23 protein-coding genes are annotated in these 24,174 nt (G+C 55.1%); 18 read left to right on the forward strand and 5 right to left on the reverse strand.

From position 1 onward, the window contains the following. Positions 1 to 272: 272 nt before the first annotated feature. The 7 genes from ABC395_RS01930 (at position 273) to ABC395_RS01960 (ending at position 8,901) form a co-directional block, all read left to right on the forward strand. Positions 273 to 1,631, forward strand: a complete 1,359-nt coding sequence (locus tag ABC395_RS01930; protein WP_413000354.1) for an ABC transporter substrate-binding protein — start codon at positions 273 to 275, stop codon at positions 1,629 to 1,631. A 33-nt stretch (positions 1,632 to 1,664) separates the two neighbouring features. Then, complete coding sequence (locus ABC395_RS01935) at positions 1,665 to 2,618, forward strand: carbohydrate ABC transporter permease (RefSeq protein WP_413000355.1); 954 nt, start codon at positions 1,665 to 1,667, stop codon at positions 2,616 to 2,618. 57 nt (positions 2,619 to 2,675) lie between these two features. Then, a complete protein-coding gene (locus ABC395_RS01940; protein ID WP_413000356.1) occupies positions 2,676 to 3,500 on the forward strand; it encodes a carbohydrate ABC transporter permease in 825 nt (274 codons plus the stop codon). Between the two features lie 17 nt (positions 3,501 to 3,517). Next, positions 3,518 to 4,543, forward strand: a complete 1,026-nt coding sequence (locus tag ABC395_RS01945) for a sugar phosphate isomerase/epimerase family protein (RefSeq protein ID WP_413000357.1) — start codon at positions 3,518 to 3,520, stop codon at positions 4,541 to 4,543. A gap of 29 nt (positions 4,544 to 4,572) precedes the next feature. Beyond that, a complete protein-coding gene (locus ABC395_RS01950) occupies positions 4,573 to 5,604 on the forward strand; it encodes a Gfo/Idh/MocA family protein (protein WP_413000358.1) in 1,032 nt (343 codons plus the stop codon). 345 nt (positions 5,605 to 5,949) lie between these two features. Next, on the forward strand, positions 5,950 to 7,938 hold the full coding sequence (locus tag ABC395_RS01955) for a methyl-accepting chemotaxis protein (protein ID WP_413006670.1): 1,989 nt from the start codon (positions 5,950 to 5,952) through the stop codon (positions 7,936 to 7,938). A 72-nt stretch (positions 7,939 to 8,010) separates the two neighbouring features. Then, positions 8,011 to 8,901, forward strand: a complete 891-nt coding sequence (locus ABC395_RS01960; protein ID WP_413000359.1) for a transporter substrate-binding domain-containing protein — start codon at positions 8,011 to 8,013, stop codon at positions 8,899 to 8,901. 220 nt (positions 8,902 to 9,121) lie between these two features. Here ABC395_RS01960 and ABC395_RS01965 read toward each other — a convergent pair whose 3' ends face one another. Next, complete coding sequence (locus ABC395_RS01965; protein WP_413000360.1) at positions 9,122 to 9,448, reverse strand: AzlD domain-containing protein; 327 nt, start codon at positions 9,446 to 9,448, stop codon at positions 9,122 to 9,124. After that, entirely contained in the window at positions 9,445 to 10,170 is a 726-nt protein-coding gene (locus ABC395_RS01970) for an AzlC family ABC transporter permease (RefSeq protein WP_413000361.1), read from the reverse strand. The genes ABC395_RS01965 and ABC395_RS01970 overlap by 4 nt, the downstream gene beginning before the upstream one ends. A gap of 80 nt (positions 10,171 to 10,250) precedes the next feature. Between ABC395_RS01970 and ABC395_RS01975 the strand changes: the two genes are divergently transcribed. Beyond that, positions 10,251 to 10,802: a helix-turn-helix domain-containing protein gene (locus ABC395_RS01975; protein WP_413000362.1), complete on the forward strand. Its 552-nt coding sequence runs from the start codon at positions 10,251 to 10,253 to the stop codon at positions 10,800 to 10,802. Positions 10,803 to 10,918: 116 nt separating this feature from the next. Further along, positions 10,919 to 11,710 (forward strand): formate/nitrite transporter family protein, encoded by a 792-nt coding sequence (locus tag ABC395_RS01980; protein WP_413000363.1) that lies wholly within the window; start codon positions 10,919 to 10,921, stop codon positions 11,708 to 11,710. Between the two features lie 262 nt (positions 11,711 to 11,972). Here the strand turns inward: ABC395_RS01980 and ABC395_RS01985 are convergent, their stop codons facing one another. Beyond that, complete coding sequence (locus ABC395_RS01985) at positions 11,973 to 12,716, reverse strand: SDR family NAD(P)-dependent oxidoreductase (protein ID WP_103996596.1); 744 nt, start codon at positions 12,714 to 12,716, stop codon at positions 11,973 to 11,975. A gap of 182 nt (positions 12,717 to 12,898) precedes the next feature. Here ABC395_RS01985 and ABC395_RS01990 point away from each other — a divergent pair, with 182 nt between their 5' ends. The 9 genes from ABC395_RS01990 (at position 12,899) to ABC395_RS02030 (ending at position 21,877) form a co-directional block, all read left to right on the forward strand. Beyond that, the gene (locus tag ABC395_RS01990; RefSeq protein ID WP_413000364.1) at positions 12,899 to 13,801 is read left to right on the forward strand and encodes a LysR family transcriptional regulator; all 903 of its coding nucleotides are present in this window, start codon (positions 12,899 to 12,901) and stop codon (positions 13,799 to 13,801) included. Between the two features lie 220 nt (positions 13,802 to 14,021). Next, complete coding sequence (locus ABC395_RS01995) at positions 14,022 to 14,192, forward strand: hypothetical protein (RefSeq protein WP_326052232.1); 171 nt, start codon at positions 14,022 to 14,024, stop codon at positions 14,190 to 14,192. A 100-nt stretch (positions 14,193 to 14,292) separates the two neighbouring features. Further along, the gene (locus tag ABC395_RS02000) at positions 14,293 to 14,772 is read left to right on the forward strand and encodes a hypothetical protein (protein WP_413000365.1); all 480 of its coding nucleotides are present in this window, start codon (positions 14,293 to 14,295) and stop codon (positions 14,770 to 14,772) included. 390 nt (positions 14,773 to 15,162) lie between these two features. After that, a complete protein-coding gene (locus tag ABC395_RS02005) occupies positions 15,163 to 16,887 on the forward strand; it encodes an ABC transporter substrate-binding protein (RefSeq protein ID WP_413000366.1) in 1,725 nt (574 codons plus the stop codon). A 74-nt stretch (positions 16,888 to 16,961) separates the two neighbouring features. Continuing rightward, a complete protein-coding gene (locus ABC395_RS02010) occupies positions 16,962 to 17,918 on the forward strand; it encodes an ABC transporter permease (RefSeq protein WP_413000367.1) in 957 nt (318 codons plus the stop codon). A 12-nt stretch (positions 17,919 to 17,930) separates the two neighbouring features. After that, complete coding sequence (gene opp4C / locus ABC395_RS02015; RefSeq protein ID WP_103996591.1) at positions 17,931 to 18,860, forward strand: oligopeptide ABC transporter permease; 930 nt, start codon at positions 17,931 to 17,933, stop codon at positions 18,858 to 18,860. Positions 18,861 to 18,865: 5 nt separating this feature from the next. Beyond that, a complete protein-coding gene (locus ABC395_RS02020; protein ID WP_413000368.1) occupies positions 18,866 to 19,846 on the forward strand; it encodes an ABC transporter ATP-binding protein in 981 nt (326 codons plus the stop codon). Further along, positions 19,843 to 20,808: an ABC transporter ATP-binding protein gene (locus tag ABC395_RS02025; RefSeq protein WP_413000369.1), complete on the forward strand. Its 966-nt coding sequence runs from the start codon at positions 19,843 to 19,845 to the stop codon at positions 20,806 to 20,808. The genes ABC395_RS02020 and ABC395_RS02025 overlap by 4 nt, the downstream gene beginning before the upstream one ends. Positions 20,809 to 20,965: 157 nt before the next feature. After that, positions 20,966 to 21,877: an ArsR/SmtB family transcription factor gene (locus ABC395_RS02030; RefSeq protein ID WP_413000370.1), complete on the forward strand. Its 912-nt coding sequence runs from the start codon at positions 20,966 to 20,968 to the stop codon at positions 21,875 to 21,877. A 541-nt stretch (positions 21,878 to 22,418) separates the two neighbouring features. Here ABC395_RS02030 and ABC395_RS02035 read toward each other — a convergent pair. Then, positions 22,419 to 23,492 (reverse strand): HAMP domain-containing sensor histidine kinase, encoded by a 1,074-nt coding sequence (locus ABC395_RS02035; protein WP_413000371.1) that lies wholly within the window; start codon positions 23,490 to 23,492, stop codon positions 22,419 to 22,421. Then, a complete protein-coding gene (locus ABC395_RS02040; protein ID WP_413000372.1) occupies positions 23,489 to 24,166 on the reverse strand; it encodes a response regulator transcription factor in 678 nt (225 codons plus the stop codon). The genes ABC395_RS02035 and ABC395_RS02040 overlap by 4 nt, the downstream gene beginning before the upstream one ends. Positions 24,167 to 24,174: the final 8 nt, after the last annotated feature.

Raw genomic sequence — 24,174 nt, forward strand, 5'->3', positions numbered from 1 at the left:
CGTCGCGGCACGCTGTGGCGACCGCCGGAGCCCGAAGACCGGTTGAGCCGGCGAACCGCATTCGCGGAGGCAGCGGATTGCATGAGCTTTCGACGCGAGAATGACGCATCACTCGCTGCAGCGAGCGATGCACTGAGCGATGCACCGAGCGATACACCGAGTGATGCACCGGATGATACACCTCACGGCGCGGAATTGCCGGCGTCACCTAACGGCGGTCAACCGCCGAATGAGCAACTTAATTTTGAAGAGACAAGGGGCTGAACAGAGAGATGAGAAGAAAGACTTGGACAACGGTACTTCTATCGGCACTGACACTGGCGGTAGTGGGGGCGGGCTGCTCGAAAGGAACGGCGGAAACGGCGGGGACGACTGCGGCCGGCGGTTCCCAGGAAGGCGGCAAGCCGGTTGAAATCCTGCTCGGCTATTATTCCGACGGAAAATCGGATGCGAAGATGAAAGAACTGATCGATAAGTTTATGAAGAAGCACCCGGACATCAAAGTAAACACCCAGAGCGCCCCTTACGGGCAGTTTTACCAGAAGCTCGATACACAGATCGCGGCCGGCCAGGCGCCGGACGTGTGGCTTTCGGACGGAGTTTATGTCATGAAATATGCCGAGCGGGGGGCGGTTAAGGATCTCACCGAATGGATCGGCAAAGATTTGAAAAAAGACGACTACTACGGGCTCGATTTCAACAAAGACGCCAAAGGAAAGTACTGGGCCGTGCCCCAGGGCATTCAGGTGGGGGCGCTCTTTTACAATAAGGATCTGTTCGATAAAGCCGGGGTCGCTTACCCGAGTGAAGACTGGACGTGGGACGATCTGAAAAAGAACGCGGCGCTGCTTACGCTTGACGCCAAGGGCAAGAAGGCGGACGAATCCGGCTTCGATCCGAAGAACGTCAACCAGTTCGGACTTACCTTCTTCAGTATTACGGAAGGCTGGTTCTCCGTGATGAAATCTTACGGCGGCGGCGTCCTGGACGATACGGTCCAGAAGTCGGTCATCAACACCCCGCAGAACAAGCAGGCGTTCGAGTGGATGGTGGACGGCATGAAGAGGGGCATTATCACCGACCCCGTCGATCTGAAAAGCTTCCAGAGTTCGATGGCGGTATTCCCGAGCGGTTCAGCCGCGATGCGCATCGGCATCTATGCCCGCGTGCTGGCCGCCAACGAAGCGAAGCTGAACTACGATGTCACGCTGCTGCCCAAAGGACCCGACGGCAAGCGGGTATCGCCGGTTATCGCGAACTCCTGGGTCGTCAACCAGAAGTCGCCGGACGCCAAGGCGCAGGCGGCTTGGGAGTGGATCAAGTACTGGGCGACGGAGGACGACGTGCAGAAGGAATGGGCGGCGCTCGGCGAAGCGATTCCCGTCAAGAAATCCGTCGCGAATTCCGACGTGTTCCTGAAAGCGGGAGAGAAGCCGGCCAACCGGAAGGCGTTCCTCGACAGCCTGGAATTTGCCAAAACGCTCGACAACAACGCCGTATGGGAAGAGTGGGTCGGCAAGTTCAACGAGAACGCCCAGCGGGCATTCCTCGGAGACGCTCCGATAGACGCCGCGCTGGCGGATGCCGATAAGGCGGTGCAGAAGGTGCTGGATGATTTTTATAAGAAGTAAACCGCAATTTACGGAAGGGAGGATGGGCTTTCTATGAACGACACCGTAAGCGGCAAAGCCTATGCGAAAGCTCAAACCCCGGCAAGAAAGCTCAGACCGCTTGATCAGGAGGGGAAATGGGGACTGCTTCTCGTCTCCCCTTACCTGATTCACTTTATCGTGTTCGTGGCCGGGCCGCTCATCGCCTCGCTCTATTTCAGCTTCTCGCAATACGACATGATGAACCCGCCGAAATGGACGGGGCTGGACAACTACGGACGTCTGCTCGGGGACGAGCTTTTCTGGAAATCGCTGTGGAACACGCTGTATTTCGCGGTTCTGTTCGTTCCGGCCCAGACGATTCTGGCGCTGATCCTGGCCGTTGTGCTGAACCAGAAGCTGAAAGGGCTGAAGCTGTTCCGCATGGCCCATTTTATTCCGGTAATTTCATCGTGGACGGTCATTTTGTACGTGTCGGACGCCATTTTCAATCCGCGTTTCGGCTTCGCCAACTCGATTCTGGCCTCGCTGGGGCTGGACCCGCAGCGCTGGCTGCAGGACGGGAAGCTCGTGATCCCGCTGCTCGTTCTGATCGCCGTCTGGAAGGGGATCGGCTATATCATGGTCATCTATCTGGCCGGCCTGCAAAGCGTGCCCCAGGATTTGTACGAGGCGGCCGAAATAGACGGAGCGGGCACGCTGCGAAAGTTTATGTCGATCACGTTTCCGCTTATTTCCCCGACGACGTTTCTCGTTATCATTCTGAGCACGATCAGCACGTTCCAGGCCTTCGAGCAGGTGTATGTTCTGACGGGGGGCGGGGACATCAGTTCCGCGGGCGGACCGAACAATTCCAGCCTGGTCCTGATGCTGTATCTGTACCGCGAAGGTTTCACCTTCATGCGGATGGGCTATGCCTCGGCTATCGCCTGGGTGCTGTTTATGATCCTGTTCACGCTTACCCTGATTCAAATGAAGGTGCAGAAAAAATGGGTCCACTACGATTGACCGGACCCTCCGTAACGGACTTCCGGGCGGCTTTGCCGCCGGAAAGGAGAACCCTCTATGAAGCATAAAAGGCTGCCGACGATTCTCCGGTATACGGCCATTATTTTATCGTCGCTTGTGATGATTGTTCCGTTCGCGACGGCGCTCATGAACTCGCTCAAGACGTATAAGGAGTACACGTCCGTACCGCCGAGATGGATGCCGGAAATTTTTCAATGGTCGAACTATGCGGAAGTGCTGAAGCTCGGCAACATCGGCGGGTATACGATGAACAGCTTCTACGTCGCCCTGTTATCCGTGGCGGGAGCGCTGCTCTCGTGCTCCATGGTCGGCTATGCGTTCGCCCGACTCCGTTTTCCGCTTAAAAACGCCCTGTTCGTCATGGTGCTCGGAACGATGATGATCCCGCCAGTCGTCATCATCATCCCTCATTTTATTATTTTCAATAATCTGCAAATGCTCGATACGCTTACGCCGCTCTGGGTAATCGAGTGGCTCGCGCAGCCGTTCGGTATTTTCCTGATGAGGCAGGCGTTTATGAACATTCCGAAGGAATACGAGGAGTCCGCGAAGCTGGAGGGCTGCAACCCCATTCAGGTGTACTGGCGGATCTTTATGCCGATGGCGAGGCCGACGCTGGCTACGCTGGCGATCTTTACGTTTATGGGCAAATGGAACGAAATTTTGACGCCGGTTATTTATTTGACCTCGAACGATAAGTTTACGCTCCCGATCGGAATTCTTTCGCTCGGCGGCCAATGGTTCGGCAACGAACAGCTGATGGTTGCGGCCGCTCTGCTGAGCCTGGTGCCGATTCTGATTGTTTTCTTATTCGCGGAAAAATATTTCGTGCAGAACCACAGTGCCTCGGGCATTAAATGAAAGGAGACGGCTCTCTTATGAAAATCGCGGCATTCAGCGGCGCTCTCATGGAGTACAGCATTCAGGAAGCGATGAAAATCACGGCGGATCTCGGTTTCGACGGGATTGAAATCGCGTGCCGGGAGCCTCATTTATCGCCCCAGACATCAATTCCGAGGGTGAAGGAGATCCGCAGGCTCGCCGATGAGCATGTACTGGACATCCCGGTGCTGGGCGGCTATATGGGCCGGTTTTCCGAATCGGGCGATCCCGAATGCGCAGCCGCTTACGACGAGTTTCTCGCCCTGCTGGAGCGGGCCGATTATCTGGAAACGGACATGATCCGGGTTTTTCCGGGGGGACCCAACGCTTTCCTGGCTGCCGATTATCATTACGAAAAAGCGGCCCACTGGCTCAGAAAATGCGCGGAGGCGGCCCGCAGACACGAAAAGACGATCCTGCTGGAGATTCACAATGTGAGCCTGATCGAAACCGTGGAAAGCTCCCTCCGTCTGTTGGAGATGATCGGCGAAGACAACGTCGGGCTGATTCACGACGCGGGCAACATGTACATCAGCGACACCGATTTCGGCCGCGCTTCCGTGAGGGGGCTGGGCAGCCGCCTGCAGCATGTCCATGTGAAGGACGAGAAAAGAATCCCCGCAGCGGGCGGGCCGGGGACGGGAACGTTCCGCAACGTCACCCGGCACGGGGAAGAGCACTTCCTCCAGTGCCGCCTCGGCGAGGGGGAAGTCGACCACCGGGAGCTCTTCGAGGCGCTGGCGGAGACGGGGTACGGGGGCTGGGTGACGCTCGAATGCTTCGCCCCGTACCCGCCCGTTGAGCAGCTTGCGCATGACCGCGACGCGGTCCGGCAGCTGCTCCGGGAGACGGCGCCGGCAGCGGCGGCGGAACCTGCGGCGGCACCGCGGAAAACGGCCGCAGCGTCTGCAGCGACCGCCCCGGAGTCGACAGCAGCGCCCGTATCGGAATCCTCGCCCGCACCGGCAGCAGCGCCGGTATCTCCATCCTCTTCATCCGTGTCCGCTCCCGGCGGAAATTAGCCTACCATCGAAAGGGAAGTGACTTTCTTATGACAACACCGGTTACGGCGCGGCCAGTCCGGTTCGGCCTTATCGGCTGCGGCATCATCGCCGACATCCACGCTAAGGGAATCCGGGAGACGCCGGAGGCGGAATTGACCGCGGTGTACGACTTCGTGCCGGAGAACGCGGTTCGTTTCGGACAGACCTACTCGGCGGCGGTCTACGAGAGCCTCGAAGAGATGCTCGCCCTCGACGATCTGGACGTGGTCTGCATCTGCACGCCGAGCGGGCTTCATGCCGGGCAGGCCGTGCAGGCCGCCAAAGCGGGCAAGCATGTCTTCGTCGAAAAGCCGATGGCCATTACCATGGCAGACCTCGACGACATGATCCGGGTCAGCCGCGAGAACGGCGTCCTCCTCTCGACGGTATTTCCCCGCCGGATGTCCCCTGCGGCCCGGTATGCCCGGGAGCTGATCCGGGAAGGCCGGCTGGGCAAGCTCAGCCTCTGCTCAGGCTATGTGAACATTTACCGCAGCCAGGATTATTACGACAGCGCGGGCTGGCGCGGCACCTGGGCGATGGACGGCGGCGGGGCCATGATGAACCAGGGGATTCATACGGTGGACCTGCTCCAGTGGCTGGCGGGCCCCGTCTCCTCCCTGTACGGCAAAGCCAAGGCCGTTCTGAGGGATATCGAAGTGGAGGATACCGCGGTATCGGTGCTTCAGTTCGAGAGCGGCGCGCTGGGATTGCTCGAAATTACGACCACCGCGCACCTGGGGCCTGTGCACCGTGTCGAAATTCATGGGGAGAGAGGCTCCCTGGTGATCGAAGACGACGACATCGTGGCGCTTAAAATCGACGGGGAGCCTGTGGAGCTCCCGGAATTCGAACCGTTCAAGGTCATTCCCGACGGACACCGGATCCAGATCCGGGACATGGCTCTCGCAATCCGGGAGGGCAGAGAGCCCCTCGTGCCCGGAACGGAGGGAAGGCATTCGCTGGAGCTCATACTGGGAACCTACGAATCCGCCCGCACCGGAAAAGAGATCGTATACCGGAGTCCTCCGGCCGGGTAAGATTCTGCTTAAAGAGACACTTGTTTCTGCCTTTAAAGGCGGGAAAAGGTGTCTCTTTTTTCATATTTAGAAAACGTTATTTTAGGGAATGTTGGCGTTTTAATAACAATAAATGGGTATAAACAAACATTGTTCAACAAATATCAACAAAAAATTCTAAATTATTATCGAAAATAGGTATAAAAAACCAGGACTTTCAGCCGATATAAAAATAGGGCTTCCCTTGCGGGGAAGACCGATAAATCCGGAGACGACTGGAGAGTTGGCAGGCCGGCAACGATCCGGCGGATCATACCGGATAACGGATGGGTACGACATAACGGAAGAGGAGGGGAGACGGTGAATATGAAGGCTCTATTGAAGTTCAACAGCCTTAAGCAAAAACTGATTTGGTTGATGTGCCTGATTCTGATTGTCAGTTTGGCTGCCGTATACACGGCGAGTTATTTAACGGCTTCCAGAATGCTGAGCACGAGTCTGGACAGGGAATCCGCCCTGCAATCCAAGCAGCTGGCCATGAAGCTCGACAAGTTTTTCGAGAACAAAATCGCGATTGTGGAAACGGTCACCAGGCTGCTTTCGGAAGATGGAAGCCGGGAGCAGGATCTGAAAGTGATCCAGCAGGCGCAGAAACAGTATCCCGAGTTCGAGACGTTTTTCTTTTCCCATGATTTGACGGGCAAGAACGTCGTTAACTTCAAAGGGGAAGTTACGGACGTCAGCGACCGCGTCCACTACCAGGAAGCGGGCAAGGGCGAAGGCAAGATCGTCGTTTCCGAGCCGATCGTTTCCAAGCGGACGGGCAATAACATCGTGACGCTGATCGTGCCGATCATGAAGGACAAGAAACAGATCGGCTACGCGGGCTCGACCATCCCGATCAACGAAATCCAGACGTACGTCTCGGAGGAAAAATTCGGGCAGACGGGCTATGCCTATCTGATCAGTAAAACCGGCAAATTTTTATGGCATCCGGACAAAGAAATGATTCTGAAGGCATCCGTATCGGATATCCCGATCCCGGAACTTCAAGACGCTTATAAGAAAATCATCGCGGGGGAAAGCGGAACATCCGCTTACACGACGGACGGAGACAAGAAATACGTGTCTTACGCTCCTACCGGACTCAAGTGGGGGATCTTCATCACCGCTCCCGAATCCGAACTTTTTGCTCCGGTCACCCAATTGTCCACCAAGCTCGTGCTGATCTCGCTCGGCACGCTCGTTGTCGCGGTGGGGCTGATTTACCTCTTCGCCGCACGGCTGGTCCGTCCGATCGCGCGTCTTAACAAAGCCGTTAAGCTTGTGGCGGAAGGCAACCTCAGCAATGCCGTCGAGGTACTCGGAAATGATGAAATCGCGGTTCTGTCTCAAGATTTCAATCAGACGGTCGGTCATCTCAAGCAGCTGATCGAAGGCGTGTCGAAGTCATCGAACGAAGTGCTTCAGCTGGGCAGCGATCTTGCCAAGCGGATCGACCTTGCGGCGGATTCCAGCCGTCTGACCAACGAAGCGATTACCCAGATCGCGCAGGGCGCGGAAGCGCAGGCCGGCAGCTCGCACGAAGTGACGATCTCCATGGGCGAGATGTCGCGCGGGATCGTCCGCATCGCGGAAACGTCCGCGACCGTAGCCGAAGCCGCTACCGATGCGGCCCGCGAGGCCGAAGAGGGAGCCGCGGTCGTCGAGCAGACGGTGCGCCAGATGACCGAGATCAGCAGCGGCACGACCCGTGCCCTGCAGGCGGCGGAGCAGTGGCATGAGCGCTCCGGCGAAATCTCCGGTATCGTGGACACGATTACCGGACTTGCCGGGCAGATTAACCTGCTCTCGCTGAACGCGTCCATCGAGGCGGCACGAGCCGGCGAACACGGCCGCGGTTTTGCGGTCGTCGCCGGGGAAGTGAAGAAGCTCGCCGAGGCGTCGAAAGACTCCGCAGGCCGGATTTCCGTTCTTCTCGGCGATATTCGCAGACAGACCGACTATGTCGTCGATGCGATGTCGGCCGGCGACCGCAACGTCCAGGACGGCCTCAAGCTGATCGAAGAAGTGCGCGAGAAATTCCAGCACATTCTTTCCTCGTCCCGCCACGTGGCGGCGAATATCCAGGAAGTGTCGGCCGCATCGGAGGAAATGTCCGCAGGTGCGGAAGAGGTTTCCGCATCCGTAGACGAGATGCAGGGAATCGCGAAGCATACGTCGGACGATTCGCAGAAGGTCGCGGTCGCCACGCGGGATCAGCTCCAGGCGATGGAGGACATGGCCCGTTCCATGCATTCACTCGACAGCATGATGAAGCAGCTGCGGGAGGAATTGCGCAAGTTTACCTTGTAAAACTCCCGGCTGCGGAAAATCTCCGGCTGCACATTTTTTTACACAACCAATAGAAATGGAGACGATTGAACGATGAAACAGTTGAAGAGCATGACAGGCGTATGGGTAAAAGGGGCACTCGCAGTATCCCTGCTTGCGGGAGGAATTGCGGTCGGTTCGACAATCAGCGTGTCTCATGCGGTAGCTCCGGTAGCGACTGCGGCACAGGACAACAACGAAGCAAAAGAACTCAAAAAAGAACACAAGAAAAAATACGAATCCCGCCTCGATCAAATCGTGGCTCAAGGATATATCCGTGTAGGTACGACAGGCGACTATCGTCCGTTCACTTACCTCAATCCGGAAACGAAACAGTACGAAGGCTATGACATCGATGCGGCGAAGCAGCTGGCGAAAAGCCTTGGCGTGGAAGTACGTTTCGTGCAGACTTCCTGGCCGAACATGATGGCCGATATGCTGGCCGACAAGTTCGATATCGCCGTGGGCGGCGTAACGCGCAACACCGATCGTCAGAAGAAAGCCCAGATGACGGAAGGCTACATCACGTTCGGCAAGTCCCCGCTGATCCGTCTGGAAGACAAGGACAAGTACAAATCCGTTGAAGACATCAACAAACCGACGGTAAAAATCGGCGTAAATCCGGGCGGCACGAACGAAGTGTTCGTACGCGAACACCTGAAAAACGCCAACGTGACCGTTGTTCAGAACAACCTCGACATTCCGGGCCTAGTTGCCGACGGAACGTATGATGTGATGATCACCGACAACATCGAAGCTCTGACCTACGCGAAGAAAGACAAGCGCCTCTATGCCGCTCTGTCCGACAACACGTTCACGAAGAGCGAAAAAGCGTTCATGATCCAGCGCGGAGACACCATCTTCGAGAACTACCTTGACGTATGGATGGACGAAATGAAGCTGCAGGGCAAGTTCGACGAGCTGCGCAAAACCTGGGTAGAGTAAGCGGCTTAAAGCGCGGCGGAATAACCGCTCTGCCATTGTCGGCTTGAAGTCCGGCCCGGTATTTTGCCGGAAGCTTGATTCAGCCCTAAGACACGTGTAACTTGTAACAAGAGAAGAGAATTTAAGAAGAGGATAGAGACAAACAAAATTTTTGTTTGTCCTATCCTTTTTTTATGAGGCAAATGACAAGAAGGTTATATAAAAATAGAAGAATCGGATTTTATGAGATCAAGAACCTGACAGCAGCCATACACACTATTCCGACTATAACCGTAACGGATAAACTTTTCGTCCATAGGGCCGCAGCAAGAGTCGGTACGATAGCCGTGAGAACGCTCCAGTCAATCGCCAGCAAAGATTCATCTTCCTTAATGAAACTCTCGACGATAAGCGCGGTAAAAATACAAACGGGAACATACGAAAGCCATTTAACTGCAATTTTCGGAAGATTAATATTTCTTATTACGATAAACGGGATAATTCTTGGAAGGAAAGTTACGGCGGTACACCCTAAAATGATCAATAAAAAGGAGGTCCCAATACTCATTTGTCTTGTACCACCCCGATAGTTGCGGCAATAATCGTTGATAAAATGATGGCTGCATAAGAAGGAACAAACATACACAGAACCAGCATCAATATAACGACATAAATAATTAAGGTTAAATAAAACTTCAACTTTTCATTGTTAACCGTTTGCAATTGCAAAACAAGCAGCGCCAAAAACATAGCGGTCAAAGAAAAATCCAGACCGAATACTTCGGGATTTGAAATCCATTTGCCGAAGAAAGCCCCCGACATACAAGATAAAACCCAGAAGATATACGCGGTTACATTCAGTCCGTTCATCCATTGGACATTGACCGGTTCTCCTTTGGCAATCTTGTTCATGGCTACACCGAACGATTCATCCGTTACGAACGCTCCGACCCCGATATTTTTTAATAAAGAATAGTTTGCAAAGCGGGGAGCCAACGCCATACTCAATAAAAAATTCCGCAGATTTACAACGAAAGTCGTAAATAGAATGACGGAAACGGGACTTCCCGAAACGAGTAATGCACAAATAATGAATTGAGACGCTCCGGCGTAAACCAATGCCGATAAGAGGGTAACTTCTAGTATACTTAGATTGGATGATACCCCGACAATGCCCATGGCAATTCCGATACTGATATAGCCGAATAAAGTCGGAATGCAATCTTTTACGCCTTGGGAGAAGGTAGGGAGATTTTCTTCGGTAGTCATTTCATGAGCCAATTCGTGCATAATTTCCTCACCTTTTTTGTATGTTATATTGTATATTTGTATGCTATATTAAACGAAAAAGAGAGTCAAGGAGATGTTGTATGGAGTTTATTCAGAAGGTTATCGCCCATAATCTTGCCCAATTGAGAAAAAAAAGAGGATTGAGCCTAGACACCGTGGCGGAATTAACGGGAGTCAGTAAAGCGATGCTGGCTCAAATCGAAAACGGGAAATCGAATCCGACTGTCACCACTCTCTGGAAAATTGCCAACGGGCTGCACGTATCTTTTTCCGTTTTTTTAAAGGAAACGGATAAGCCGCAAATCGAAAAAATAAACATAAACCAGCTGAACCCTTTGATCGATGATGATGGGAATTATCTCGTCTATTCTATGTTCCCCTTTAATCCGGACAAAAAGTTTGAAGTTTTCACGGTAGACTTGAAACCGGGTTTTAGTCATGTTTCGGAAAAGCATCTGGGCGAGGAATATGTACTTATCCAACGCGGTGTACTTACACTCGATGTTCAAGGGGAGAAGTTTGAATTAACCCCCGATGAAACGATTAAATTTAACGCGAATACCGAACATATGTATAGCAATTCTACGGATGAACTGGTTAGATTTTATATTATTATTTCTTATCCGGAATAATAGCCCGGCACGAGTTCTTATATAGCCCTTTATTAAAAAGACAATTCATAATAAGCTACATAGGAATGGAAAATATCAACAACGGGTGAAGACACCGGGAAGGGAGAGACCGGGTTATGGAAGTACAGCCGCTGCTGCAAGTCGAGAAGCTGGCCATGAAAAAAATGAAAATTTACAAGCAGAGCAAACTCCGCTATTTATCCCGTTCCGCGCTGGCGAGCATGTTTATCGGATTCGGGGTGATCGTCGCGTTCAAGACGGGAAGCTTTTTCTATTTGGAGCATTCCCCGTTCACGTATCCGATGGCCGCGATTACTTTCGGAGCCGCGATTATTTTGATCTCGTACGGCGGAGGGGATCTTTTTACAGGAAATACGTTCTACTATACGTTTGCCGCATTAAGGCGGAAGCTCCGCTGGCCGGAGGTCATCCGGTTATGGCTGACAAGCTACGGAGGCAACATTCTCGGTGCCGTGGCGTTCGCGCTGCTCATTCTGGCGACGGGGCTTTTCAGGGAGCACGACGTGAACGGATTCCTGCTCAGCGTGGCGGAGAAAAAGATGAACGCGCCTACGCTTGAACTTTTTTTCAGGGCGATTCTTTGTAACTGGCTCGTGTGTCTGGCCTTTTTTATTCCGATGTCGCTCAAAGGGGACGGTGCTAAGCTGTTCGCCATGATGCTGTTTGTCTTCTGTTTTTTCATTTCCGGTTACGAGCACAGCATTGCCAATATGTGTACGTTTGCAATTGCGCTGGTGGTCGAGCATCCGGATACGATCTCCTGGGGCGGGGTTCTCCATAACCTGATTCCGGTGACGTTCGGCAACCTTATCGGGGGCGGTATTCTGATGGCGGTTATGTACCACTACGTGAACAAACCGTTCATGGACGAGCACGAAGAAGCTTAGCCGCGAAAAGCAGAGCATGAGGCTGTATGCTTCCTGCGAAGGCGCAGAGGCGCCTGCGGCTGGGTGCCGCGCCACAAAAGGGCTCACCCCGATTAGCGGGTGTGAGCCTTTTTGTGCGGCAGCCCCGGCCCGGCAGCCCCGGCCCGGCAGCCCCGGCCCGGCAGCAAAAAACCTCCTTAACCGTATACGGTTAAGGAGGTTTATGAACCCCGTCTGATACTTCCCGCCGGGAAATATCAGCCCGGAAAGCCGTGCGGGCGCGTTACTGCGCGGTGTATCCGCCGTCCACGAGCAGCGTCGTGCCGGTCACGAAGGAGGCGTCGTCGCTGGCGAGGAACAGCACCGCTTTCGCGACCTCTTCCGGCTTGCCGAGACGTCCCATCGGATGCAGCGCCGTCAGGTGGTCCGTGATGGCCTGGGTGCGTCCGGCGATCAGCGGCGTGTCGATATAGCCGGGGCAGACGGCGTTCACGCGGATGCCGTGCTGCGCATAGTCGATGCCCAGCGTCTGCGTGAGCAGCTTCACGCCGCCTTTCGCGGAGGCGTACGCGGTGACGCCGGCTTTGCCGACATGGCTGTGAATGGAGCCGCAGTTTACGATCGCGCCCCCGGTGCCCTGGGCGAGCATCTGCTCCAGCGCGTATTTGTCGCTGAGGAAGACGCCCGACAGGTTGATGTCGATGGTCTTCTGCCAGGCTTCCCAGCTCAGCTTGTCCGCGGGGCCGTCTTTGGCAATGCCCGCATTGGCAAATAAAATATCCAGCTTGCCGTATTGTTTGACCGTTTCGGCAACCATATGTTTAACGTCGTCCTCTTTCGTGACGTCGGTTTTGATGAACAGGGCGTCGCGGCCTTCCGCTTTCAGCTCGTCGGCTACGGTCTGACCGCGGTCGGAAAAGTCCGCGATAACGACTTTTGCGCCTTCCTGTGCAAACAAGCGGACCGTCGCTTCCCCGATTCCGCTGGCGCCGCCGGTTACGATAGCTACTTTATCGGTAAATCTCATGAGGTATCTCTCCGTTTCTCAAGTAGGGTGAACGGTCATTAAGGGCCGTGAAATTCAAAGAGGTCCTGCCACCCGGGCAAGTCCTCATCATCTTGCTTTTATTGTATCTCTTTTATTCCTATAGAACTATTTAAACTTAGTAAGCTATACTTAAGCCGTGCTTAAGGAAGGGGGCGGAATTTTTGCATCTGGAGCAGCTTGAATATATCGTTGAAGTGGCGAAAACGGGCTCGATCACAAGCGCCGCGCGCAATCTGCACGTCTCTTTGTCCGCAGTCAGCCAGTCCATTACTCACCTGGAAAGCGAACTCGGAGTCGTTCTGTTCGCACGCTCGCGGATGGGAGCGGTTCCGACGGCCGAAGGCCGGGTGATCGTCAGCAAAGCATTCGAAGTGCTGAGCAAGCTCGACGAGCTCAAAGAAGCCGCGCGGGGCTGGGGCGAGACGCTGAGCGGTGAGCTTCGGATGGGAACCATTCCGGGCCCGATGTCTCTTCTGGTCGATGCCGTCGCGGGGTTTAAGAAAGACTACCCGCTGGTGCGGATGGAGATCGCGGAGAAAGGCTCACAGGAAATTCTCGATGATATCCGCCACAACCGGCTGGACATCGGCTTTATCATTTTGTTCGAAAGTCTGCTCAAAAAAAGCGAAGGACTGGCCTTCGAACGGCTGCTGGAAGGGAAGATGGTCGTCGGCATGAGCGATAAGTCCCCCTTGGCTTACCGGGGAGCCGTTACACCGGACATGCTCCGCAGTCAGCCCGTCGTATTGTATAACGACGAATACGTGCGGTGGTTTATGAACCGGTTCGCCGCGGAGCACGGCGAGGTAGACATTTTATTCACGACGAACAACACGGACGCCATCCGCAAGGCGGTGGAAGAACAGAACGCGGTCACCGTGGGGATGGATTATTCCTTCCGGCGGGAATGGGCTCCCTTGTTCACGGAAGTCAACATGATGACGGCGGAGCTGGAATTCATGGCGGGCCAGCCGGTTTATCTGGGCTGGGTGCGCTCGGAAGGACGCCATTTCTCGCGGGTTTCCAGAACGTTTGTGGAACGGCTGAGAAACGGCCTTGAGTAAAACCAGGCTCGTCCTGCGTCCCGTCCCTAGTGATTCGCGGCAGGATAGGGGAGGATACGGGAGGATGTTTCCGAACTTTCCCGCTCAGTACGGCTCTTCGGGGTTGAGTACGGGTAAGCCTGCGTCAGGGGAGCTGAGTCCGTTTTCCAAAACCGGCTTCGTTCTATATACTTAGAAGAGTGTTTTACACACGAAATAAACGAACCGGGAGTGACTTGGATTGACGTATGCGAAAATGTTGGGAAGACGCAGTGAGATTTTAAAGCGTACCATCGGAGACATGATTGCAAAAGACAATACGAAAGGTCTCGGTATGCAGGAAAGCAGCTTTCTGAGAACCATGATCAAAGAGCTGCATCAGAATGAATATGAACTTCAAAGAAACTCGTGAACCTTCCACAAATCCTTGCTAATAGCGAATAAAGGAGAGGAAGACATCAAGCCCGCTTCCGGGACTTGGTGTCTTTCGCTTGAGAAAGGAACAGCTCGTCATGAATATGAAAATAATCGGTGTAGCGCTCTACATCATGCTTGTCTACGGGGCTTCCAAGCACTACCCGGCCATGCACGGACTGTTCTTCCCCGCCCTGGGGGCCTTCAGCTTTCTGTTTATTTCCCGTCCGTTCAACGCGAAAGCGATGACTTCCATTTCGGCGGGAGCTGTGCTGGCCACGGTCGTCGGCACCGTGATTTATTACCTCGTTCCCGGCATTTGGGCGCTTTTCGTCAATACGCTGATCATCATTTGGCTGAACAAGGTCAAATGGAACGCGCCTCCGATTCTCGCCGTCTCCCTGATCCCCTTTTTTACGGAGACTCCCCGCGTCTGGGACGTACCGCTCGCCGTCGCCTTGTCTCTGGCAGGGCTGACGGTGACGCTGCTGGCCGCCGATTTCGTACATAAGCTGCTGGCGGTGACTTTCCGGAGCGGAAGCAAGCTCGCGCCGGGTTCAGAAGAGGCCGCGGGATAAAATTGTGCCGGGAACAAGCGGGAAACAGGCGAAGAAACGCCGGCTTCGGACACGTGTCACGAACGAGCTTCGGACAAGTACCGCCCCGCAAATCGAATAAGCAGGCGAACCCTTCTTGGGCCGCCTGCCGGTAAAAGAAAGACGCATGGCTTACCGGCCGGGCGTCTTTTTTTGCGTGCTTTTACAGAGGCGTCAAACGCCGTAAGCGGACATAAAATGTGAAAACGGTTTATTGGTACTGTTTTCGGAGAAAAAATTTTAAGTTCCCTATTTACAGAACCAAAAAATCCTCCTATAATGGCGATAAGATTAATCCCTACTTAACCAATGGGATATTAAGAAATTAGCATTCGGATGGGATGCAGCCGAAAAACGGGGAGGAACTATATCATGAAAAAAAGAGCTTCATACGCTGTCAGTCTGATTTTGGCCGCTTCACTGGCCTTGTCGGCTTGCAGCAGTTCCGGGACACCGGGCGCCTCGGAAGCGCCGAAAACGGACGATCAGGCCAAGCAGCAGACCGGCGCGGATCAGTTCATTGCCGCTACCGACAAATCCAAATCGCCGGCCGCCGCAACAGCCAGGAAAGATACCGTCGTGGTTACACTCACGGAGCCTGGCGGAGTGTTCAATCCTTACTTCTATCACAACGGCTACGACGGCAACGTAACCTCCGTCATGTTCTCGCCGCTGGTGGACATCGACGAAACCGGCAAGCCGATCCCGGCGCTGGCCGAGAAATGGGACATTTCCCAGGACGGGTTGAAGTATACGTTCCATCTTAAGAAAGACCTGAAGTTCAGCGACGGTTCCCCGTTGACCGCGGATGACGTAGCGTTCACCCTGAGCGTGCTCTACGACAAAGCTTACGACGGCGAAACCGATATTACGGAAACGGCCGTTAAAGGCGGTCAGGCCTACAAAGAGGGCAAAGCCTCCACAATCGAAGGCATCAAAGTCACCGATCCGCAAACGATCGAGATCACGACGGAGAAGGCCAACGCAAGAGCGCTTCTGCTGCTGGGCGGCCAGGTGCTGTCCAAAGCCTACTACGGCAAAAACTACACGCCGGGCAATCTCGAATACATAAAAACACTTCATTCCAAACCGGTAGGAACGGGCCCGTACAAACTGGAGAAATTCATTCCGGGACAGGAAGTCCGCTTCATCGCGAATGAAAACTACTTCGGCGGCAAGCCGGCCGTGGAACATTTTATATATAAAACGACCTCCGGCGACGCAACCCAGTTCTTCCAGACCGGGGAAGTGGATTACAGTTCTTATCCGGCCAACGACGACAGCCTGGAGCTTCTCAAAGGTCTCGGCTACGCGAACGTAAACATTTATACGTCGACGGCTTACAGCTTTATCAAATTCAATCACAGCAAACCGATTTTTAAAGATAAAAACGTCCGGCAGGCGTTCATTTACGGCCTCGACCGTGAGAAAATCGTCGCAGCCGCCTTCCAAGGCTACGGACAGGTTGCAAACGTACCGATTTCTCCCGCTTCCTGGGCTTATACCGAGGACGGCGTCAATACGTTCAAGTTCGATCCGGAAAAAGCGAAGAAGCTGCTCGACGATGCGGGCTGGAAACCGGGAGCGGACGGCATCCGGGAGAAAGACGGCGCGAAGCTGGTCGCTCATTACTTCACGACGAAAGGCGCTCTCAGCGACGTGCTCGTTCCGATTGCCAAAGAGAATTATAAAGACATCGGCATCCAGTTCGAAACCGAACTGATGGATTACAACGCCCTGCTGGCGAGAACAAGCAAAGGCGATCACGATCTGGCTTCCTTCTCGACCACGCTGCTGGCCGATCCGTCCGACGGGGTCATCAGTTTCTACTCCAAGAACAAAAGCAGCTTTACCGATACGAACGGCTACGCGAATCCGAAAGTGGATGAGCTGATCGAGAAGGGGATTTCCACTTTTGACATCGAGCAGAGAAAAGCGACTTATAAAGAGCTGTACAAGGAACTGTCCGACGATCCGCCGTTTATTTTCCTGACGTACCGGAAAATCATTTCCGCGCATAACGCGAGAGTCCAAGGCTTCCAACCGAACGGCTACACGGGGATTTCCTCCAACCTGCCTAAGCTGAAGATCGAGTAGTCTTTTCCATCCATCAATAGCGGAAAGAGTCATGCCCAGCTCACAGGCTGGGCATCTTTCTTGGGAGGTACACAATGAAGTCTTATGTAATCAAACGATTGATTTATATGCTGATCACCCTGATCGGGGCCTCTATGCTTATTTTTATGCTGTATGCGCTGACGCCCGGCGACTTCGTCGATTCCAATCCGAAGCTGTCGATGGAGCGCAAGATCGAGCTGAAAGAGCTGTACGGCCTGGATAAGCCGGTCGTCGAGCGATATTTTATCTGGCTGGGCAATCTGCTGAAGGGCGATTTGGGCTTTTCGCTGCAGTATCAGCAGTCGGTGACCTCGCTGGTCGTCAGTTTTATCGGCAATTCTTTTCTGATCGCGTTCACCTCGATGATTTTCACGTGGCTGATCGCGATAGCGATCGGGGTTTTCTCGGCTACGAAGCAGTATTCCTGGTTTGATGCCCTGATTACGTTTCTGGTCTTCGCCGCCATGTCGCTTCCGGCTTTTTTCGTAGGGCTGCTCATTATTAAGCTGCTTGCGGTCGACCTCGGCTGGTTTCCGCCGGGAGGCAAAATCACGACCGGCAGCACGTCGTCCGGCCTTGCCTACATATGGGAAGTTATCCGCCACATGGCTCTGCCGGTCGCCGTTCTGACGATGCTCAGCGTCGGTTCGCTGACCCGGTATTTCCGGACGAATCTGCTTGAGGTCATCAAGCAGGATTTTATCCGGACCGCCAGAGCCAAGGGGCTCAAGGAGAAGACGGTCGTCTACAAGCACGCGCTGCGCAATGCGCTGCTGCCTGCCATCACCCTGCTCGGCTTCGAGATTCCTTCCTTGTTCGGAGGCGCGATCATCACGGAGAAAATTTTTAACTGGCCGGGAATCGGGCAGGTGTACATGCAGGCATTTTCCGTAAGGGACTATCCGGTTCTGATGGGGTTCACGATCTTTATCGCGACCTTGACCGTGATCAGCAATCTCATCGCCGATCTGCTCTACCGCGTGGCGGACCCGCGCGTAAGATTGAAATAGGAGGGCTCTTGCATGTCAGTCACCGCTCAACATCCGTTAAATCCGGCCGCGGTACAGCCGTCGGCTCCCAAGTCTTCTTTGTGGAAACAGTCGTTTCTGAGGCTGAGGAAGAACAAGATGGCAATGCTCGGTCTGGGCGTTCTTATATTTATATTTCTGCTCTGCTTCATCGGTCCGTTTTTCTCGCCGTACAGCTCCGGCAAAGTGGACGCCGGTCTGATCAAGGCGCCGCCGAGTTTGAAGCACTGGCTCGGTACGGACCAGCTGGGCCGCGACATTCTGACCCGGCTTATGCAGGCGGGCCGGATCTCGCTTACGGTGGGCCTCGCCTCCATGGTGCTGTCCGTCCTGATCGGATCGGTGCTCGGCATTCTCGCGGGCTTTTACCGGGGAATCGTCGATCAAGTCATTATGCGCGTCGCCGACGTGCTGATGACGATTCCCGAACTGCCGATGCTGTTCATTATGGGCGCCGTCCTGTCCGAATGGAAGGTGCCGTCCGATTACCGGCTGTATATCGTCATGATCATGCTCAGCCTGGTGGGCTGGCCGGGACTCGCCCGGATGGTGCGCAGCCAGATTCTGGGCCTGCGCGAGCGTGAATTCATCCAGGCCGCGGATGCCCTCGGCCTGAGGGACCGGCGCAAACTGTTCCACCATTTGCTGCCGAATACGGTTCCGCTGCTGATCGTCGTCGCGACGCTGCGGGTGGGCGGGGCGATCATCGGCGAGTCGACGCTGAGCTATTTCGGGCTCGGCGTCGTGCCTCCGACGGCCTCCTGGGGGAACATGATCGACGCGGCCAATTCGCTGATCGATTTCCAGAAGCGGCCGTGGCTGTGGGCGCCTCCGGGCTTCGCCATCTTTATCACGGTCATTGCCGTGAATTTGCTCGGTGACGGTCTGAGAGACGCCATGGATCCGAAAATGAAAAGCAGGTGAGCGTAATGAACAAACCATTGCTTGAAATTAAACAGATGAGTACGCATTTCTATACCGACGAAGGAACGGTGAAAGCCGTAGACAACGTCAGTCTGAGCCTGAAAGAGGGAGAGACGCTGTGCATCGTGGGCGAATCGGGCTGCGGCAAAAGCGTAACCGCGATGTCGCTGATGAGGCTCGTCCAGGAACCGGGCGGGAAGACGGTCGCGGGGGAAGTCTGGTTCGACGACAAGGATCTGCTGAAGGCGGGGCCTAAAGACATCCGCCATCTGCGCGGCAATGAGATCGCGATGATCTTTCAAGAGCCGATGACGTCGCTTAACCCCGTGCTCACCGTGGGCGAGCAGATGATCGAGCCCATTATCGAGCATCAGCTCGTCTCCCGGAAGCAGGCGAAGAAGCAGGCGCTGGAGCTGATCACGATGGTCGGCATCGCACGCGCCGAGTCCATCTACGACAGCTACCCGCATGAGCTGAGCGGCGGGATGCTGCAGCGCATCATGATCGCCATCGCACTCTCCTGCAACCCGCGGCTGCTCGTCGCCGACGAGCCGACTACGGCGCTCGATGTGACGATCCAGGCGCAGATTCTCGATCTGCTGCGCAAGATCAAGGAAGAGCGCCGCACCTCGATCCTGCTGATCACGCACGATCTGGGGGTCGTGGCGGAGATGGCCGACCATGTCGTCGTCATGTACGCCGGCCAGGTCATCGAGGAATCGCCGATGCTGGATCTGTTCCGCAATCCGAAGCACCCGTATACGCAGGGGCTTCTGCGGGCCAAGCCCGTCGTGAACCAGCGCAAGGAACGGCTCTACACGATTCCGGGGCAGGTGCCGAAGCTGGTGGATCTGCAGGAATCCTGCTATTTCAGCGACCGGTGCGAGCACTGCATGGAGATCTGCCGTACGAAACAGCCTCCGATGCTGGAGACGGGCGCGGGCCACAGAACGGCCTGCTGGTTATACGAGGAGGGAGTGCGGTGAGTACGAAACTGCTTGAAGTCAAAGGCTTGAAAAAATATTTCCCGGTTTCCGGCGGCTTTCTGAACCGGACGGTGAATCACGTCAAGGCGGTTGACGATATCAGCTTCACGATTAACAAGGGGGATGCCTTCGGCCTCGTCGGAGAGTCGGGAAGCGGCAAAAGCACCACCGGCAGGGCCATCCTCCGTCTGACGGATAAAACGGCCGGCGAAGTAATCTACAAAGACCGCGAAATTTTCTCTCTGTCCAAACCGGAGATGCGCACGCTCCGCACAGACATGCAGATTATTTTCCAGGACCCTTACAGCTCCCTCAACCCCCGCATCCGGGTAGGGGACGCCATCGGGGAAGCCGTGCTGGACCACGGGCTCGCCTCGAAGGCGGAGATCCGCGAGCGGGTGCTGGAGATCATGTCGGTATGCGGACTGGCTCCGCATCATATCGACCGGTTTCCGCACGAGTTCTCGGGCGGGCAGAGACAGCGGATCGGCATAGCGCGGGCGCTTATTCTGAACCCGGACTTCATCGTCGCCGATGAGCCGGTATCCGCGCTGGACGTGTCCATTCAGGCTCAGATTATTAATCTGTTCAGCGATCTGCGCGATCAGAAAGATCTGACCTATCTGTTTATTTCCCACGATCTCAGTGTCGTCGAGCATTTGTGCAACCGGATCGGCGTCATGTACCTCGGTTCCCTGATGGAGCTGGCTCCGCGCGACGAGCTGTTCGCGAATCCGCTTCATCCGTACACGCGGGCGCTGCTTTCAGCCATCCCGATTCCCGATCCGGAAATCCGCCGGGAAAGAATCGTACTGACCGGAGACATTCCAAGTCCGGTAGATCCGCCCTCAGGCTGCAAATTTCATACCCGGTGTCCGTTCGCCAAGCCGGTATGCAGAGAAGCCGTTCCCGAATACCGCAGCGTCGGAGGCGAGCATTATGTCGCTTGCCATTTGGTTTAACGCCATGTACACTTGCTTCTAGCAGTCCGTATACTTAGGTGGAAGACCCGTCCGGGTATCTCGTGCAAGCTGTTTGGCCGCCCTCCTCTGAATGGGCGCATACAGTACAGGCAACCAGACAACTATAGCCTGGGTTCGAAGGGAAGCGTGAACGGCATTGGCTTATGAAGTTGAATTTTCGTTTCAGCCTGCGAACGAATTGATCGTCAGTCTGCATACGTATCTGTGCAAGATTTGGTATAAAAGAATCGATCTCGGCCCCGACTGGGCTCCCGGAATCCGTTCGGGACTGACCGGCGGTTTCCGGGATGAGCTCGATTCGACGGATTTGTCGCCGGAATGGCGGCTGATTTTTCTTTTCGCCTACTTGTCTCCGGAAAAGCAAAGCGTACCGGCTTTTCTCCGGTGGCTCGAAGGCTTGTCCCTCGGGGATCTGTACGTTCTCCTGTCGCCCTACATCCAGAACTTTCCGGCCGACATGCAGGCGGTGCGGGACAAGTTTGTCCATCTTCTGTCGGAGTGGAACAGCCAGTATTTCGCTAAGGTCGAACCCGGCCTCTTAAGCGCCCTTGAAGCGGACGCGGAGAAAAACCGCGCGCTCATCGGGCGGATAGGCGCCGACGAATTGGCGGAGCAGACGACGGGCGGGATGTATTTCGAGCCGGGAGGGAGCTTGGAGAAGGTCGTTTTGACGCCGCAGTTCCACTTTGTGCCGGGAAATGTGTTTTACAGCTATGGCCCCGTCACCCTTTGCCAATATCCGGCCGTTATGCCGGGACACGACCACGAGGAAGGGCCGTCGCCGAAATTGTACCGGATGCTCCGCAGTCTGAGTGAGAAAAGCCGCCTGCGGATCCTCCGTTTTTTGCGCAGCGAACCCCATAGCTTTATCGAGGTGGTGCGGTACCTGGGCATATCGAAAGGGATTACCCACGAGCACCTGTTCAGCCTGCGCTGCGCGGGTCTGCTCAAAGCCCATGTGGCGGGAGAAACCGTCACGGGGTACAGCCTGCGGACATCGGCCGTGGGCGAGCTGCAGGAGCTGCTGCTGGACTACCTCAAGGATTAGCCGAGGCTGCGGGGGGCCTGAGGGGCATTACCCAGAGCAACCGGTTGTCTTGCCTTGGAGTAAGGGGAGCGGCATAGAGCAAAGCGAAAGGCATCGGGCAAGTAAGCGGCATCAAGCGCGAATCGAATGTATGGAGTGTATTGAGTAAACCGGATGCATAGAGTATAAACCGAATGTATGGAGTGTATTGAGTAAACCGGATGCATAGAGTATAAATCGAGTGTATGGAGTGTATAGAGCAAGCCGGATGCATAGAGTATAAACCGAGTGTATGGAGTGTTTGAGCAAACCGGATGCATAAAGCAGCCCGCTTGCCTGGAGCGGGCCGGCTGCCCCGGAGCCCAACCGCAACCCGGCCTATTAAAAAACGCCGTGTAAAGCACGTAAGTTCCCAATTGAAAAAGCAAAATAGCCGAAGTTTCCTTTTACGGAGACTCGGCTTTTTTTGCTTTTGGGCTTGGTTGGCTTCAAGTCGTGAGAAGAGGACGGACTTTACGCTTGTTCTACAGAGATACATACACGGGCGTTAGCCTGCCCGTTTTCACGCGCTTGGCTTCTGGATCTCCAACGGCAGCTCCACCAAGAAGACGGTGCCTTCGCCCGGTCTGCTCTCCACCGATATCCCGCCGCCGTGCATCTCGATGATTTTCTGCACGATCGACAGTCCCAGCCCGCTTCCTCCGCCGGAGGAGGTTCTAGATTTGTCCGCTTTGTAAAAGCGCTCGAACACATGCTGCCGGTCTTCCTCCGTCAGCCCGATCCCGGTGTCGGCTACGGTCACGCGGGCACGGCCTTCCCCGGCGGACAGCCCGATACGGATCGTACCGCCCTCGGGCGTAAATTTGATGGCGTTGGACAGGAGGTTGATCCACACCTGGCTCATCAAATCCCGGTCGGCCCGGCACGTGACCGGATCCAGCTCGACCTCCATATCGAGCTTCTTTTCCAGCCATTTCGGTTCATTGGCCAGCACGACATTGCGAAGCTGCTTATCCAGCCTGTACGTAACCTGTTCGAACGGGTGATGCTTCGATTCCAGCGAAGTCAGCTTAAGCAGATTGTCGCTGATTTTGGATAAGCGTTCGCTCTCCGTCTCGATGATCGTAATATAGCGCAGCCGGGCTTCCAGCGGGAGATTTTCCTGCTTGATCGCCTTGGCGAAGCCCTGAATGGAGGTCAGGGGAGACTGGATCTCATGCGACACGTTGGAGATGAACTCCTGCCGCATTTTTTCCAGAGCTCCGAGCTCTACGGCCATCTGGTTCACGTTGGAAACGATGGTGCCGAGCCGGTCCTTCTCATCCAGCGGGATGTCGATGCTGACGGAGAAGTCACCCTTGGCGATGCGCCGCATGGCGTCCTGGATCATATCCCAGACGAGCATGTGCCTTTTGCTCATTAAGGAAGAAATCGCGCCGACACAGCCGACGAAGAGAATGAAGACCAGGGCGGCAAAAATCGCCTGCTTCCAGTAGGGGCCCGGCTCCGCGCCGAGCAGGGAATACAGGAAAGGCAAGCCGGTGTACGCCACGTAGGTGCAGATCAGCATAATGGCTGTGGCGGCAAGCAGAATGAGAACGACCGTGCGGGCCCGCGCGAGGAAGCTTTTCCTCATTCCGCCGTTTCCAGGCGATAGCCCAGCCCCCGTATGGTGCGGATTCTAAAGCCGCAGTCCTCCTCGGGAAACCGCTCCCGGAGCCGGCGGATATGCACGTCGACGGTCCGCTCGTCGCCCGCGTAATCGTAGCCCCAGATCTCCTCGATAAGCTGGTCGCGCGAGAATGTTTTGCCCGGGTAGCTTCCCAGTTTGAACAGCAGCTCATACTCCTTCAGAGGCAGCGTCAGGTTCTCGCCGTTCCACATAAGCTCATATGTGCTGCGCCGCATGGTTACCGAGCCGACTTCCACCGCCTGCGAGACCGAAATCCGGTAACGCTTCAGCAGCGATTTTACCCGGACCGCCAATTCGGCCGGCTCGAACGGCTTGACGAGATAATCGTCGGTTCCCAGGTTGAAGCCTTTGACCTTCTGGCTCGTTTCTCCCTTGGCGGTCAGCATAAGCAGGGGAAGGTCGCCGTAGTGGGCGCGGATTTCGCGGCACAACTCCCACCCGTCCATCTTCGGCATCATAATATCGAGAATGACCATGTCGATCTTGTTAGTTTCGAGCTTGGAGAGCGCGTCGAGGCCGTCGACGGCCTCCAACACCTGCAGCCCCTCCGCCTGCAAAAAGATCAGCACAAGCTCCCGGATATGCGCGTCGTCGTCGACAACCAGAATGTTCGCCATCGGCTGTG

Source organism: Paenibacillus canaveralius, assembly GCF_047238265.1.
GTDB lineage: Bacteria > Bacillota > Bacilli > Paenibacillales > NBRC-103111 > Paenibacillus_F.

Coding starts and splice junctions, on each gene's coding strand:
- ABC395_RS01930 (WP_413000354.1), top strand. CDS start 273: ATGAGAAGAAAGACTTGGACAACGGTACTTCTATCGGCACTGACACTG.
- ABC395_RS01935 (WP_413000355.1), top strand. CDS start 1,665: ATGAACGACACCGTAAGCGGCAAAGCCTATGCGAAAGCTCAAACCCCG.
- ABC395_RS01940 (WP_413000356.1), top strand. CDS start 2,676: ATGAAGCATAAAAGGCTGCCGACGATTCTCCGGTATACGGCCATTATT.
- ABC395_RS01945 (WP_413000357.1), top strand. CDS start 3,518: ATGAAAATCGCGGCATTCAGCGGCGCTCTCATGGAGTACAGCATTCAG.
- ABC395_RS01950 (WP_413000358.1), top strand. CDS start 4,573: ATGACAACACCGGTTACGGCGCGGCCAGTCCGGTTCGGCCTTATCGGC.
- ABC395_RS01955 (WP_413006670.1), top strand. CDS start 5,950: ATGAAGGCTCTATTGAAGTTCAACAGCCTTAAGCAAAAACTGATTTGG.
- ABC395_RS01960 (WP_413000359.1), top strand. CDS start 8,011: ATGAAACAGTTGAAGAGCATGACAGGCGTATGGGTAAAAGGGGCACTC.
- ABC395_RS01965 (WP_413000360.1), bottom strand. CDS start 9,448: ATGAGTATTGGGACCTCCTTTTTATTGATCATTTTAGGGTGTACCGCC.
- ABC395_RS01970 (WP_413000361.1), bottom strand. CDS start 10,170: ATGCACGAATTGGCTCATGAAATGACTACCGAAGAAAATCTCCCTACC.
- ABC395_RS01975 (WP_413000362.1), top strand. CDS start 10,251: ATGGAGTTTATTCAGAAGGTTATCGCCCATAATCTTGCCCAATTGAGA.
- ABC395_RS01980 (WP_413000363.1), top strand. CDS start 10,919: ATGGAAGTACAGCCGCTGCTGCAAGTCGAGAAGCTGGCCATGAAAAAA.
- ABC395_RS01985 (WP_103996596.1), bottom strand. CDS start 12,716: ATGAGATTTACCGATAAAGTAGCTATCGTAACCGGCGGCGCCAGCGGA.
- ABC395_RS02000 (WP_413000365.1), top strand. CDS start 14,293: ATGAATATGAAAATAATCGGTGTAGCGCTCTACATCATGCTTGTCTAC.
- ABC395_RS02005 (WP_413000366.1), top strand. CDS start 15,163: ATGAAAAAAAGAGCTTCATACGCTGTCAGTCTGATTTTGGCCGCTTCA.
- ABC395_RS02010 (WP_413000367.1), top strand. CDS start 16,962: ATGAAGTCTTATGTAATCAAACGATTGATTTATATGCTGATCACCCTG.
- opp4C (WP_103996591.1), top strand. CDS start 17,931: ATGTCAGTCACCGCTCAACATCCGTTAAATCCGGCCGCGGTACAGCCG.
- ABC395_RS02020 (WP_413000368.1), top strand. CDS start 18,866: ATGAACAAACCATTGCTTGAAATTAAACAGATGAGTACGCATTTCTAT.
- ABC395_RS02035 (WP_413000371.1), bottom strand. CDS start 23,492: ATGAGGAAAAGCTTCCTCGCGCGGGCCCGCACGGTCGTTCTCATTCTG.
- ABC395_RS02040 (WP_413000372.1), bottom strand. CDS start 24,166: ATGGCGAACATTCTGGTTGTCGACGACGACGCGCATATCCGGGAGCTT.